Source organism: Microbacterium ureisolvens (assembly GCF_019511645.1).
In the GTDB taxonomy this organism is placed as follows: domain Bacteria; phylum Actinomycetota; class Actinomycetes; order Actinomycetales; family Microbacteriaceae; genus Microbacterium; species Microbacterium ureisolvens_A.
The window spans coordinates 76,914-91,416 of record NZ_JAEUAX010000014.1 but is presented as its reverse complement, the minus strand read 5'-3'; the positions used below and the strand labels follow the sequence as shown (position 1 = coordinate 91,416).

Annotated in this window: 11 protein-coding genes; 3 read left to right on the top strand and 8 right to left on the bottom strand. The window is 69.9% G+C overall.

Annotated features, from left to right (window positions below):
• On the bottom strand, positions 1-544 hold a 544-nt coding region (locus JNB61_RS18085), incomplete at its 3' end, for a ThuA domain-containing protein (protein ID WP_220290113.1).
• A 90-nt stretch (positions 545-634) separates the two neighbouring features.
• On the opposite strand from JNB61_RS18085, the gene JNB61_RS18080 reads away from it, so the two are divergent.
• Entirely contained in the window at positions 635-1,654 is a 1,020-nt protein-coding gene (locus JNB61_RS18080) for a LacI family DNA-binding transcriptional regulator (RefSeq protein WP_220290115.1), read from the top strand.
• 10 nt (positions 1,655-1,664) lie between these two features.
• On the opposite strand, the gene JNB61_RS18075 is transcribed toward JNB61_RS18080, so the two are convergent.
• Positions 1,665-3,500, bottom strand: coding sequence for a beta-L-arabinofuranosidase domain-containing protein (locus tag JNB61_RS18075; RefSeq protein ID WP_220340537.1), 1,836 nt, complete (start codon positions 3,498-3,500; stop codon positions 1,665-1,667).
• Between the two features lie 66 nt (positions 3,501-3,566).
• Between JNB61_RS18075 and JNB61_RS18070 the strand changes: the two genes are divergently transcribed.
• Positions 3,567-5,753, top strand: a complete 2,187-nt coding sequence (locus JNB61_RS18070; RefSeq protein ID WP_220340536.1) for an alpha-galactosidase — start codon at positions 3,567-3,569, stop codon at positions 5,751-5,753.
• A gap of 22 nt (positions 5,754-5,775) precedes the next feature.
• Here JNB61_RS18070 and JNB61_RS18065 read toward each other — a convergent pair whose 3' ends face one another.
• From JNB61_RS18065 to JNB61_RS18040, 6 genes are all read right to left on the bottom strand, one after another.
• Entirely contained in the window at positions 5,776-6,858 is a 1,083-nt protein-coding gene (locus JNB61_RS18065; protein WP_308291298.1) for a Gfo/Idh/MocA family protein, read from the bottom strand.
• A complete protein-coding gene (locus tag JNB61_RS18060; protein ID WP_220290129.1) occupies positions 6,855-7,649 on the bottom strand; it encodes a ThuA domain-containing protein in 795 nt (264 codons plus the stop codon). The genes JNB61_RS18065 and JNB61_RS18060 overlap by 4 nt, the downstream gene beginning before the upstream one ends.
• The gene (locus JNB61_RS18055; protein ID WP_220340535.1) at positions 7,646-9,967 is read right to left on the bottom strand and encodes a beta-glucosidase family protein; all 2,322 of its coding nucleotides are present in this window, start codon (positions 9,965-9,967) and stop codon (positions 7,646-7,648) included. The genes JNB61_RS18060 and JNB61_RS18055 overlap by 4 nt, the downstream gene beginning before the upstream one ends.
• Positions 9,967-10,875: a carbohydrate ABC transporter permease gene (locus JNB61_RS18050; RefSeq protein WP_220290133.1), complete on the bottom strand. Its 909-nt coding sequence runs from the start codon at positions 10,873-10,875 to the stop codon at positions 9,967-9,969. The genes JNB61_RS18055 and JNB61_RS18050 overlap by 1 nt, the downstream gene beginning before the upstream one ends.
• Positions 10,875-11,858, bottom strand: coding sequence for a carbohydrate ABC transporter permease (locus JNB61_RS18045; protein WP_220290135.1), 984 nt, complete (start codon positions 11,856-11,858; stop codon positions 10,875-10,877). Before JNB61_RS18045 ends, JNB61_RS18050 begins: the two co-directional genes overlap by 1 nt.
• A 62-nt stretch (positions 11,859-11,920) precedes the next feature.
• Positions 11,921-13,201, bottom strand: coding sequence for an extracellular solute-binding protein (locus JNB61_RS18040; protein WP_220290137.1), 1,281 nt, complete (start codon positions 13,199-13,201; stop codon positions 11,921-11,923).
• Positions 13,202-13,468: 267 nt separating this feature from the next.
• Between JNB61_RS18040 and JNB61_RS18035 the strand changes: the two genes are divergently transcribed.
• Positions 13,469-14,470, top strand: coding sequence for a LacI family DNA-binding transcriptional regulator (locus JNB61_RS18035; protein WP_220290139.1), 1,002 nt, complete (start codon positions 13,469-13,471; stop codon positions 14,468-14,470).
• Positions 14,471-14,503 lie beyond the last annotated feature (33 nt).

Genomic DNA, 14,503 nt, shown 5'->3' with positions numbered 1-14,503 from the left:
GCGGGGCGGGGTGGGTGGTGGTGGCCAGCACGTCGTTGAGGTCGTCGGTGAGCACCCAGTACTGCTCGGTGCGAAGGGTGAAGTCCTCGACGCCGGCCATGATCTCGTGAGAGCGGCCGAGGTCCGTGAGATCGACCGTGTAGCAGACGAAGTTGTCGCTCTCGGTGCCTTCGCACGCGTCGGGATGCTTGGACGGGTGGGTGGCGAACTGACCGCCGATCAGCTGCAGGTAGTCGGAGCTGTTGCGGTACGAGTCCGCGATGCCGCCGTGCCAGCCGGCCAGGCCCGTGCCCCGCTCGACGGCGCCGCGGAGGCCCGCAAGCGCATCGGGCGAGATCTCCGACATCGTCACGCACTGCAGGATCAGGTCTGTGCGGTCCATCACGTCGCGGTCGGCGTAGACCTCGTTGGACTCCTCGATGCGCACGTCGAAGCCCTGCTGCTCCAGGAACGGCAGGAACATCTCCGTGGCCTCGACGGGTCGGTGGCCCTCCCATCCACCGCGCACGATCAGGGCGCGGCGTCCTTCGTATGTCGTCGTCATCGACTTCATCCTCTGCATAGGCGGGTGCTACGCCGTCACACTGCCACCGTGCGGAAGCGAAGCGTATGAACTTTGCGCAAAAATGGCTGCATGACCGACGGTGCACGTGTGACGCTCAGCGCGGTGGCCGAACGCGCCGGGGTGAGCGTCGCCACGGCGTCGCGGGCGCTCCGCGCGCGGGGCGAGATGGCCGCTGAAACGCGAGCCGCGGTCCTTCGCGCCGCGGCCGAACTCGGCTACCCCGGCGCCGGCGCGGGGCGGGGCCGCCCGCGCCGTGGCACCGCATTGATGTTCGACCTCGTTCTCGGGCACTTCCACGACCCGTACACCGAGGAGATCACCGCGGGCGCCCGCACCACCGCGTCGTCGCTCGGCTACGACCTCGTGCTGACGGCCGAGCGCGACGACCCGGCCCACGACTGGCCGGAACGCATCCGCTCCCGCGGCTCCGCCGGTGTCGTCGTCGGACTGATCACCCCCACGAGCGCCCAGATCCTCGCGATGCATCGCGCCGGCATCCCCCTCGTGCTGATGGAGCCGCCGTCGGAGGCGTCCAGGCCACTGCCGAGCATCCGCACGACCGATCGGGCGGGCGGTGCGGCGGCCGCCGAGCATCTCATCGCACGCGGAGCCCGCCGCTTCATCGTCATCGGCGGCGCGCCCTCGTACCGATATGGACGTGCGCGCGTCGACGGATTCACCGCCACCGTCAACGAGCTCGCCCCCGAGGCGCCGTGCAGCAGGACCAGCGCGGACTGGAGCGCGTGGGATGCGCGCCGTGCGTGCGCCCGGGCGCTGTCGGAGCTCGGCGGCGAGGGCCCGGTCGGAATCTTCGCCTGCTCCGACGAGATGGCCGCCGGCGCATACCGGGCGGTCGCCGACAGCAGGCTCGGCATCCCCCGTGATGTGCTCGTGGTCGGATTCGACGACGTCCGAGGTGCACGGTGGCTGCAGCCGTCGCTGACGACGATCCGCCAGCCCATCCGCGAGATGGCCGCGACCGCGGTGCGCCTTCTGGCGCGCTCCGCAGCCGGCGACGAGGTGTCACCCGAGGCGATCGTCATGCCGACCGAGCTCGTCGAACGCGGCTCGACCCGCACCGGGGTCTAGATGGGCGAGGCTACGCCGGGCGCACCGGGAAGTACACCGAATAGCGCTCGTCGACCACCTCGTGCAGCGGCAGGAACCGGATCGCCTGCGGCTGCCCCACACTGCGATATCGCGTGAGCCACTGCGTCCACTGCCTCTCGTCGTCGGGCGCGAGCATCGTGGCCGCATCGTGCCGATCGCCGATGAGCGACACCTCGCGATCGACCAGGCCCGCCAAAACCGTCGGGCCCTCCACGAAGGCGACCGTCGCCGGCTCGTCGGGGATCGGCACCGTCCGCACCGTGAACGGGAACTCCATTGCGATCTCCGTCTCACCCCCGCGGTGATCGACGGCGAGCCACCGGTCGGCGCGCTGCCACGACGCCTCGGTGTGCACGCGGGGCTCGGCCGAGATCCACGCCGGCACGCGCAGACGCACCTGGCTGGCCCTTCCTGTGACGGTGACGCGCACGCGAAGCGCGCGTGGACGATGCCGGTCGCCGCCGGGACCGGCATTGGCGTCGGGACCGACGTACCGCGCATCGTCGAGGAGGGCGATCTCGATGCGGGCGTCCTGGTCGGGGAAGTCGGCCCGGACCGGCACATACTGCGCCACCATCAAGGCGCCGGGTGCGGCGTAGACAGCCGACTGAGCATGGCGGGTGTGCGCCTGGACGAGGGTGCCGTGGCAGCACCAGAAATCCTCGGTGGGGCTGCCCCATTCCTTGCGTGCGCCGCCCTCGAGCGGGAGGAAGTACGCGACCATTCCGGTGCGCGGGTTCTGCTGTGCGAGCAGGCCGTTGTGCAGATTGGTCTCGATGTAGTCCAGCGCCTCGACGTCGCCGGTCCAGCGGAAGACCACATCCGCCAGCCGGATCATGTTGTACACCGAGCAGTGCTCCTGCGTCTTCGGCCCCCGGCGGGCGGCGAACGCGAAGGGCGGCGTCCAGATCTCTCCCGAGGTCTGCCCGCCCGTGCAGAAGGTGCCGCGCTCGACGACCGCTGACCGCCAGTACGCCGTCACGACCTCGCGCCACCGTTCCTGCCCGGTGACCTCGTAGGCGCGGGCCGCCCCGAGCACCTCGGGGATCGTGGTGTTGGCGTGCATGTTCGTGAGCACGTCCTCGCCCGCCCGCAGCGGATCGAAGAGGGCGCCGTGCCAGTAGAGGTCGAGCAGGTCGCGATACTGCTCGTCACCGGTGGCCTCGAGCAGATCAGCCCACACCTCCAGCATTCCGCCCGTCTCCACGTCCAGGATCTGCTGGAACCGCGCCGTGTCGAAACCGCGCGCCCACCGGGCGATCGCCGCCGCCGCGCGGTGCGCGATCGCGAGGGCGCGCTGGTCGCCCAGGTCGCGCCACACGTCCACGAGTCCCATGAAGGTCTTGTGGATCGCGTACTGGGGCGCCCACGTCTCGCGGCCCTCGCCCAGCCGCCGCAGGAACGACTCGGGGGTGGCGAACACCCATTCACCGCCGTTCTCGTCCTGGCAGCGCTCCAGCGCCGCCACCACGTTCTCGAGGCGGCCTCGCAGCACCGGGTCCCCGGTGGTGGCCACCTCGCGCGCCGCGGCCGACAACCAGTGACCGAGGAAATGCCCGCGCAGCAGCGACCCGGGGGTCTCCCAGCCCCAGTGCCGATCGAGTCCACGGTCGGCGATGTCGGAACGCGAAGGGTGCAGGTGCCAAGCCTGGTCGGTCATCCCGGCCTCGAGAAGGTGGTTCTGCAGCAGATTGCGCTCCGTGAGCGAGGCGAGGTACTCGCGGTTGAGACGTCGGCGGTTCTCGAACGTCCCTGCCGTGAGCCGGACCTGTTCGGGCGGGAGGGCTGTTGCGGCCCAGGCGGGCGCGGCGGGGATGGCAGTCACGTTTCTCCTCGGTGAGATCGATCTCCGACTGTACTCCCCTCCCCTCCGGCCACCAAGATGGTGTGTATGAGTGAGCTCCGCGTCGTCCACCTGTCGTCCGCCGACGTGTCGTTGGTGGTGACGCAGCAGGGCGACGAGCTGCCGGCCATCGTGCATTGGGGTGCGCGCCTGGATGTCTCCGATGACGACCTGCGCACCCTTGCCACCATGGATCATCGGCCCGGATTATCCGCCGATTCGGATGTCCCGTACCGACCGAGCGTGCTTCCGGAGCATTCGCGCGGCTGGTTCGGCCGCCCAGGGCTGAGCGTGCACCGGGGCGGTCGCGCATGGTCGCCGCGCTTCCGCGCGGAGCCGCTGCTGGTGGCAGGGAAGCCGGCACCCGCCGGTGCGACTTCACTCGGAGCCGGGAGCATCGTCGTAGAGGCGAGCGACGACTGGGCGGGAATCGGTGTCGTGCTGGAGATCGATCTCACCGTCGCCGGCCTGCTGCGCACCCGGTTCGGCGTGCGCAATCTCGGCACCGCGGGGGATGACGTGGACGTCGTCGAAGCCTTGCCGTCCCTGCCGGTGCCCGTGCGCGCGAGCGAGATCCTCGACTTCAGCGGCAGATGGGCGCACGAGCGGATCCCGCAGCGTCACCCGGTCGTCCGCGGCACCCACGCTCGCGTCTCGCGCCGCGGTCGCACGGGTCTGGACGCCACCACCGTCCTCGCCCTCGGTGTTCCGGGTTTCGCCGCCGACGCCGGTGAGACGTGGCTGTGTCACGTGGGTTTCAGCGGTGATCACGAGCACACCGTGGAGCGCACCGACGGGTTCCTGGCTTTCCGGGGCGGCGAGCTGCTCCTTCCAGGAGAGGTGCGTCTGAAGGCCGGCGACGAGTACGTGACGCCGTGGATCTTCGGCGCGTACGGCGAGGGGTGGGACGCAGCATCCGCGCGATTCCATGCGTATCTGCGCGACCGCAACCGCGCCGGCATGCGCCCACGGCCGGTCACCTTGAACGTGTGGGAGGCGGTGTACTTCGATCAGGATGCTGCGACCCTCACCGAGCTGGCCGAACAAGGTGCAGCTCTCGGCGTGGAGCGATTCGTGCTCGATGACGGCTGGTTCCGCGGCCGACGGGACGACCGCGCCGGTCTCGGAGACTGGGAGCCGGATCCTCGGGCGTGGCCCGACGGGCTGCGCCCCCTGGCCGATCGGGTGCGCTCGCTGGGGATGGAGTTCGGACTCTGGGTCGAGCCCGAGATGATCAACGAGGATTCCGACCTCGCCCGGGCGCACCCCGACTGGATCCTTCGAGCCCGCGACGCCCTGCCCGCGCGCTACCGCTTCCAGCAGGTGCTCGACCTGACCAACCCCGACGCGTACGCGCACATCCGGGACCGACTGGACGCCCTTGTCAGCGAGATCGGCGTGAGCTACCTGAAATGGGACCACAACCGCGACCTCGTCGACGCCGGCCATCCAGCCACCGGCTCCCCCGCGGTCCACGACCAGACCATGGCGGTGTATCGGCTCCTCGACGACCTCCGACGCCGGCATCCCGATCTCGAGATCGAGAGCTGCGCGTCGGGCGGCGGCCGGGTCGACCTCGGCATCCTGGAGCGCACCGACCGCATCCACCCGTCCGACAGTCACGACCCCGTCGACCGCTTCCACAATCTCCGCTGGACGGGCCTGCTGGTACCGCCGGAGATGATGGGCTCGCATGTGGCCTCGGCGGTCTCGAGCACCACCGGACGCACCTCGACGCTCGCATATCGCTGCGCCGTGGCGTTCCTCGGGCATTTCGGCATCGAGTGGGACATCCGCGGACTGAGCGGCGACGAGCGGGAGGTCCTCTCGACCTGGATCGCGCGCTGGCGTCGCCAGCGCGGCCTGATCTCCACAGGCCGAGCCGTGTCGGGCTCGAGCGACCCCGCCGATCCGTCGCTGCGAGGCGTCGTCTCGCCCACACGCGACGAGGCGATCTACGTGGTGGTGACGCCGGCCACCAGCGCCGACGCGATGGCGCACATCCGTCTTCCGGGCCTGGACCCCCGTCGCCGCTACCGGCTGACGGCGAGCGCGCCGGAGTCGCTCGGTCCGCCCTGGCAGGTTCCCGGGTGGCTGAACGCGGCGACGCTCCCCGGCGAGGACGAGGGTGGCGCCCCCGTGCTCAGCGGCGCTGCGCTCGGGATCTTGGGGCTCGACTTCCCCGTGTTCCACCCGGAACGCGCCGCCGTCCTGCACGCGGAGGCGGTCTCGTGACCGTTTCGGCGACTGAGGGCGGTCAGCGCGGCGGCGCACCGTCCCAGGCCGCGATCGCCTCGGCGACGGCGTGGTCGCCGATCGCGCGCGCCGCCCGGGTCGCGTGTGCGGATGCCGCGGCGAAGACGTCGTCCAGGCGCACTGCCTGGCCCGTCCGTGCCGAGGCGAGGGCGGCCTCGACCATCGCGAGGCTCCAGATGTTGGCCCGCACCTCGCCGGAGGGGGCTGGACCCCCGTCGAGGGCGGCGACGAACTCGGCCAGCGCGGCAGCGAGCCCCTCCTCCCCGCCTCCGACCGGCACTGTGCGCGGATCGCCGTCTCGGTACTGCGCGCGCACCTCCGCTTCGCCGTCCCAGCTCACCGAACCGCTGGCGGTGCTCGCCCGCCACGATCCGTTCCAGGAGGTCGTCAGGCCATCGGCGCACCAGCTGCCCGAATAGGCGAATCGGGCGCCGTCTTCGAAGCGGAAGACCGCTTCCGCCGCGGCATCCCCGCGGTACCAGCTCCACGGCGGCGAGAACTCGTCGCAGTACACCGAGACGGGGTCCGCGCCGAGCACGTACCTCGCCTGATCGAAGGTGTGGATGGCCATGTCGATGAGGAGGGGAGATTCCATCTCGTCCCGGAATCCGCCGAAGCGCGGGTTCTGGAAGAACATCGCGGTCAGCTGCGCCGCGCCGCCCGCGCCGGCCACCTCCTCGCGGAAGGAGCGGATGCCGGCGGAGTACCGCCGTGACTGGCTGGTGGCCAGCAGCACGCCGGTGAGCTCGCTCACTGCGGCGAGCGCGAGCGCATCCGACACGGTCGGGGTGACGGGCTTCTCGCTCAGCACCGGCACCCCGTGCCGCAAGGCGGCTTCGCTCACCGTGCGGTGCGCCTCGGGGATGGTGACGTTCAGGAGCATCCCCGGCCGCCCTGCCGCGACGAAGGCCTCGTCGACCGACGAGACGCAGGGGATGTCCCACCCGCGCTCGGCGGCGGCGCCGCGAGCGGTCTCGACCGACACATCGACGATCGCGCTCACGCGGAGGTCGTCACGGCGCGCGACGGTGTCGAGCCACGCGCGTCCCATTCCGCCGGCGCCGACGACGACGACGTCCCTCACGCGAGCACCTCGCCGTTCCACTCGCGCGGCGTGTCGAACTCGCCGGCGCGGTGCATCGCGAGGCGGGGGACGATGCGAGGGCGGTCCTGCCTGGCCCACCCCGCGGCGTTGGCGAGGACCCGCTGGATCTCGGGCTGGTGATACACGGGGTAGTCCTGGTCACCGGGTGAGAAGTAGAAGATCCGGCCGTGACCGCGCGAGAAGGTCATGCCCGAGCGGAAGACCTCTCCGCCGCTGAAGCTGGACACGAACACCAGCTCATCCGGGGCCGGCACGTCGAAGAACTCGCCGTACATCTCCTGCGAGCCGATCACGATCGGATGCGGCACACCGACCGCGATCGGATGCGTCGGGGCGACCGTCCACACCAGTTCGCGGTCGTCCGCCTGTCGCCACCGGAGCGAACACGTCGTGCCCATGAGCCGGATGAAGATCTTCGAGAAGTGGCCCGAGTGCAGCACCACGAGCCCCATCCCCGCAAGTACGTGACGGTGCACGCGCTCGACGACCGCGTCATCGACGGCATCGTGGCGCAGATGCCCCCACCAGAAGAGCACGTCGGTCTCGGCGAGTCGCTCCTCGGTCAGCCCGTGCTCGGGGTCGTCGAGGGTCGCCGTCCCGACGGCCGCGTCGTCGGGCAGCAGCCGGCGCAGCCCCGCCGCGATCGTGCCGTGCATGGTGTCGGGGTACAGCCGCTGCGTCGTCGCATCCGTCTTCTCGTGATGGTTCTCGCCCCACACGAGCACGCGGATCCCTGCGGCCTGTGCTGATGTCGCCGGTGCTGATGTCACTGGTCTGGTGCTCCTTCCGTCTTGTCCACATCCCACGCGGTCCTGCCCGCCCGAGCCAGGAGGATGCGCCGGTCTCCCGACAGATGCACGCGGGCCTCGACAGGACGGTCGGCTGCGGACGGCCCCGCCGAGAGTACGACGACACCCGGGTCGACGGCGAGCCGGCCATCGGCCCCGGTGGCGGCCAGCCGCGCCGCCTCGAGTGTGAAGCGCACGGTGCGGCGTTCGCCGGCGGGCACGCGGATGCGCGCGAAGCCGACCAGCTGCACGTCGGGGCGCACCACGGACGCCGATGGGAACGATGCGTAGAGCTGCACGACCTCGACGCAGTCCGCCCCGCTGTTGCCGACGGTCACGGTCACCTCGGCGGCGCCCGTGGTCGGGACGATGACCGGTGCGGAGAGGTCCTCGTACGCGATCCGCCCCGGAGTGAGGCCGAAGCCGAACGGATACAGCGGAGTGGGATCGGCCACGGTGATCCCCGCGTTGTGCAGTCCCAGAGGCGGCTGCAGATACGTGCCGCCTCCGGCGGGCGTCCGTGGGATCTGCACCGGCAGGCGTCCGCTCGAGGCCACCCGTCCTGACAGGATCCCGGCGACGGCTGCGGCGCCCTCGGCCCCGGGGAAGAACGCCTGCACGATCATCGCCGCCGCGCCGTAGGCGCCCAGGGCGTACGGCCGTCCCGACACCACGACGAGGGTGGTCGGTGTGCCGGTCGCGAGGACCGCGCGCACGAGTTCGTCCTGGCGGCCCGGCAGTCGCAGGTCGTCGGCGTCGCAGCCCTCGCCCGACGTGCCGGCGCCGAACAGTCCCGCGACGTCGCCGACGACGAGGATGACCGCGTCGCTGTCGCGCGCCAGGTCCGCCGCCTCCGAGATCCGGGCATGCTCGTCGCCCACGATCGCACACCCGCGCTCGGCGCGCACGACGGATGCCTCGAACTCGGCGCGCACCGCCTCCTCGATCGTCGGGATGGCGATACCCGGATCATGCCCGGGGTACTTGGTCAGGACGTGGTTGGGGAAGGCGTAGCAGCCGAGAAGGCTGCGGTACTCCGCGGCGGCCGGCCCGATCAGCCCGATCCGCGCACCGGGGCGCAGCGCCGCCGTGCCGTCGTCCTTGAGCACGACGATCGATTCCTCCGCCAGCCGGGAGGACAGCGCACGATTGCGCTTTCCGTCCAGGCACACCTGTTCCGCGCCGTCGGGGACGACCGCCCCGCCGTCGAGGAGTCCCGCCTCGATCTTGTGGCGCAGGTGCCGCACCGCGGCGCGGTCGATGTCGCTCTCGTCCACCAGCCCGGCGCGCACCAGCCGGGGCAGGGCGGCGTAGGCGACCGTCGAGGGCAGCTCGACGTCGACTCCCGCCCGCAGTGCCAGCGCGCCGGCGGCGGCGGAGTCGCCGGCCACCCGATGCATCGACACCAGGAACGGCACCGCCCAGTAGTCGGCGACGACCGTGCCGTCGAAGCCCCACTCGGTGCGCAGCACGCCGTCCAGCAGGTGCCGGTTGGCCGTGCTCGGGATGCCGTCGACATCGGTGTACGAGGTCATGACGCTGCGGGCCCCGCCCTGCCGGAGCGCCGTCTCGAACGGGGGCAGCACCGTGTCCGCGAATTCGCGCGGACCCATGCTCACGGGAGCGTGGTTGCGGGCTCCTCGCGAGGCGGCATATCCCGCGAAGTGCTTGAGGGTCGCGATGACGCCGGCGCTCTCGAGCCCTGCGACGTAGGCCGCGCCGAGCTGGCCGACGACATAGGGGTCTTCGCCGAGCGTCTCTTCGACGCGGCCCCAGCGGTAGTCGCGGACGACGTCGAGGACCGGGGCGAGTCCCTGATGCACGCCGATCGCGCGCATGTCCTCGCCGATCGCTCGGGCCATCTCGCGCACGAGGTCCTCGTCGAAGCTCGCTGCCCATGCCAGCGGGGTGGGAAAGGCCGTGGCACCGAAAGCCGCGAGACCCGTCAGGCACTCCTCGTGCACCAGCGCGGGGATGCCGAGCCGCTGCTGAGCCATCACCTTCCGCTGCAGCTCACGAAGCCGGGTGACACCCTCGGGCACCGTCACGGGAGCCGTGCCGAACACGCGGGTCAGCTGGCCGAGGCCGTGAGCGAACGGGTCACCGGCCTCGGCAGCATCCGCGTCGCCCTCGAGCTTGGGGGCGAACGCGTCAGCCGCATCGGTGAGCCACACCGACCCCAGCTGCGCGACCTTCTCCTCCAGGGTCAGCTCGTCGACCAGGGCCTGAGCGCGCTCGCGCGCGCTCAGCGTCGTATCGCGCCACCGACCCTCGTCGACGACGCCTGCATTCGTGCTCATCAGCCCTTGAACGCTCCGTCCATGATCCCGGCGACCATGCGCTTGCCGACGAAGAAGAAGACGATGAGCAACGGCAGGGTGGCCATGAACGACCCGCCCATCGTCAACGCGAGGTCGATCGTGCGGTTGGCCTGCAGCTGCTTGAGGACGATCTGGACGGTGAACAGTTCGGGCGACTTCAAGACGATGAACGGCCACATGAAGTCGTTCCACACCGCCGTGAAGGTGATGAGCCCGAGGACGAACGCCGCGGGTCGCACCACCGGGAAGCCGATGCGCCAGAAGATCTGCCAGCTGTTGGCCCCGTCGATCCGCGCGGCCTGCATGAGCTCGTCGCTCAGCGTCGTGGCCATGTGCTGACGCATCCAGAAGATGCCGAAGGCGCTCGCCAGCCCCGGGACGATGATCGCCTGGAGCGTGTCGACCCAATCGAGCCACGAGATGATGAGGTACTGCGGGATCACGCTGAGCTGCGCCGGCACCGTCATGGTCAGCAGCACGATCAGGAACAGCGCGTTGCGGCCGGGAAACTGCAGCTTGGCGAAGGCGAAGCCGGCCAGAGCGCACAGCAGCGAAGCGATGACCGCGATGGCCAGCGACACGATCACGCTGTTGACCAGCGACTGGAAGAACGGCACGGTGTCGAAGACCTTGCCGGCGATCTCGAAGAAGTTGAGCCCCGGGTACAGCCGCGGGGGCATCGAGGTGACCGCTGACGCACCCACCGATGCGATGACGAACATGTAATACAGCGGGAAGACGCTGATGAGCACGGCGATGATCAGCATCAGGTAGACCGGCCACGGCACGCGGCCCGCTCGACCTCTGCGCTTGGGGCGAGGCTTCTGCGGACGCGCGAGCGCCTCCTGGCCGACCTGTGGGACCGCCTGGTCGATGACGTCGGACATCAGCGCGCCTTCCGGGTGCGAGTGGTCAGGTAGAAGTTGATGAGCGAGACGACGACGACGATGACGAAAAGCGCCACGCCGATCGCCGAGCCGTATCCGAACTCGAACTGCCCGAAGCCCTGCTCGTAGAGGAACAGCGCGAGGGTCTGGCACTGTCGTCCACCACCGCACGTGAGGCCGGATTCGGGGGCGACCAGCAGCGGCTCGGTGAAGATCTGCAGTCCGCCGATCGTCGACATGATGACGGTGAAGATGATGATCGGGCGCAGCGACGGGATGCTGAGGTGGATGAACTGCTGCCATCCGGATGCCCCGTCCACCGATGCCGCCTCGTACATCTCCCGCGGGACCGCCTGGAGCCCGGCGAGGTAGAGCAGCGTGTTGTAGCCGAACCACCGCCACATCACCATCGACGAGATGACGACCCACGAACCGACCTGTGAGGCCAGGAAGTTGACGTCGGGGATGCCGAAGATGTTGAGCACCCAGTTGATGAGGCCGAAGTTGCGGTCGAAGATCTGGGCGAACACGAGAGCGGTGGCGGCCACCGAGGTGATGTAGGGCACCAGAAGCGCCATGCGGAAGAAGTTCGCCCACTTGAGAGTGGCCTGGTTGAGGAGGTGGGCCAGTCCCAGGGCCAGCGCGAGCTGCGGGATCGTGGAGAGGAGGAAGATGCCGAACGTGTTCACGAACGCGTTCCAGAAGCGGGGGTCCTGGAACAGCCGCTCGAAGTTGGCGAGTCCGACGAAGGTCTGCTCGCCGATGGGGTTCCAGTCGAAGAGCGCCACGTAGAAGGTGAAGACGAGCGGGAAGAGCCCGAAGACGGCGAAGATGACGAAGAACGGCGCGATGTAGACGTACGGCGCGATGCGCTCGCCGAAGCTCTGGCGGATGCGCGACGGTGGTCGGTCACGACGGCGCGTCTTGCGTACGGAGATGATGGTGGCGGTCGCGGTGGTGGTCGCGGGAGCGGTGACGGTCATGGTCCTCGGCCTCGGTCGGGACGGCGGCCCGGGCTGGCCCGGGCCACCGTCTGTCGAAGGGGTCAGCCCCCGATGGCTGCTTTCGCGCTGTCGAGACCCTGCTGCCAGGCGTCCTCGGGTGCGATGTTGCCCGCCTGCATGTCGACGAGCGCGTTCAGCAGCGCAGCGCCGATCGCACTGGTGTCGGGCCCGTTGTAGAACGACTGGAAGTTCAAGACCGAATCGCTCATGATCTGACCGATCGGGGAGTCGCCGTAGAACGGGTCGGTGTAGCTCTTGACCTCATCGCTTTCCAGGGCGTCCTCGGCCGCGGGGAAGGTGCCCGTCGTGGCGAAGTGCTCGGTCTGCCCCTCGGGCGAGAGCATCGTCTCGATGTACTGCCAAGCCGCCTCTTTGTTCTCGGCGCGGGCGGGGATGGCGATGACGCTGCCACCCCAGTTGCCGCCGACTCCCGGGATGGAGGCGATGCGCCACTTGCCCTCGGTGTCGGGAGCGTCGTTCTTGAGACCCGAGAGGATCCACGACGGCGCCGTGGTGACGGCGAACGCGCCGTTGGCCTTGCCCGGCGCCCAGCCCGACGACCACGCGGGGATGTCGGCGCTGATGCCCGCTTCGTAGGCGCGCACCGCGACGTCGAACGCCTCCTCGACCTCGGGGTTGGTGTCGTAGATCAGCTCGCCCTCGGGGGTGTAGTACTTCTGGCTCACCTGGTTGACCGTCGAGAAGAAGACCGACGTCTCGACGTTGTCGATGAACGGCTCGCCGGTGGCCTCGGTGTACTGCTGGCCCATGGCGATGAAGTCGTCCCATGTCGACCACATCTGCGCCACCTCTGCGGGGTCGGTGGGCAGGCCCGCCTTCTCGAACAGGTCTGCGCGGTAGGCGAAAGCCAGGCCGCCGACGTCGGTGGGGATGCCGATCAGGGAACCATCCTCAGCGGTGGCTCCGTCGATGGCCCAGTCCAGGTAGCCGTCGCCGATGTCGTCCCCGCCCAGCGTGCGCAGGTCGACGAAGTTGCCGGGATTCTCGACGAACTTGGGCAGGTCGTCGTTCTGGATCATGACCAGGTCGGGCACGCGGCCGCCGGCCAGGGCGGCCGTCAGCGCGGTGGCCGTCTCGGTGGTGCTGCCGACCTCCGAGAGCTTGACCTTCGCATCGGGGTTCTTCTCGAGGTACCGGTCGACCGAGTCCTTCTGGCCGATTCCGGTGAACGACCAGAACTCGAATTCGGCGTTCGGGTCTCCGGACTCGGAGCCGGAGCCGGAGCCTCCCGAGCATCCGGAGATCAGCAGCGCGAGAGCGCCGAGGGCGGCGATGGGCAGGGCCAGTGTGCGACGTTTCACAACTGCTCCTCTTCTTCGGGGGACATGTGAGAGCGGGAAATGACGGGATGTCATCGCCTGAGAGATCGTTCTCTCATCCGCGAGACACAGTAACCATGGAGCGCTCGAAAGCACAAGCCCCCCATTGGAAAGCGCTTGGCGTTGAGAACCTGCGCGACCTGGCAAAGATCCACCGGTCGGAATGGGTACATGGCGCATCGGCGCGTGCAATGATCGACGTGGCCGTGAGATCGATCTACGGCCCGCGTGCATTCTCGGAGGAGCACCATGGCCCGACCCACGATCGTCGACGTCGCCCAGGCGGCGGGCGTCTCGCGCGCCACCGCCGCGCGGGTGCTCGCGGGCGCGACGAACGTCGACCCCGCGATGACGGCGGCCGTGGGACGCGAGGCCCGGCGGCTCGGCTATGAGACCAATTTCGCCGCCCGCGTGCTGCGAGGCGGAAAGGCCGGGTCCATCGGGCTGGTCATCGCCTTCGACGAGCTGGGCAGCCTCAGCGGCACGTTCTTCACCGCCGTTCTCAAGGGCGCGGCGAAGGGCCTGTCCGCCGGCGAGGTGCAGCCGGTCCTGCTTCCCGCCGATCATGAGGACCTCGACCGCATCCCGCGGTTTCTGCGCTCGGGAGCGCTCGATGGGGTGATCGTCATCCTGCAGCACGAGATCACCCACCTTGTGGAGAGCCTCGCGGACTCCCCCATTCCGGTCGCATGGGTGGGCAGGCCGCACGCCGACATCGGTCCGGAGCCCATCGTGATCGACTCCGACAACTACGGCGGCGGCGTCCTGGCGGCCCGTGCACTCTTCGAGCGCGGTCGGCGCTCGATCGGGATCATCACCGGTCCGCTCGATCTCGAGCAGGCTCGAGAGCGCACACGCGGATGGACCGACGAACTGGCCCGTCACGGCATCCCGCCGGGCCCGATCGTCCACGGCGACTTCACCCTCGACAGCGGCACGGCGGCGATGGCGCGTCTGCTTCAGCGCGCGCCCGAGCTCGACGGGGTCTTCGCGTCGTCGGACCTCATGGCCGCCGGGGCGATCCGCGTGCTGCAGGCGGCCGGGCGTCGCGTGCCCACGGACGTGTCGGTGGTCGGCTTCGACGACGTGCTCATCGCCAGCACGTCCGACCCTCCGCTGACCACCGTCCGACAGCCCCTGGAGGAGATGGGCCGGGCCGCGGCTGACACGCTCCTCGCGACGATCCGGGGACTGCCCGCCGAGAAGGAGCAGCTGCTGCCCACGTCGCTCGTTCGCCGCGAGTCGCTCTGACCGCACCATCCCGCCGCACGGTGTCTCGTCGGT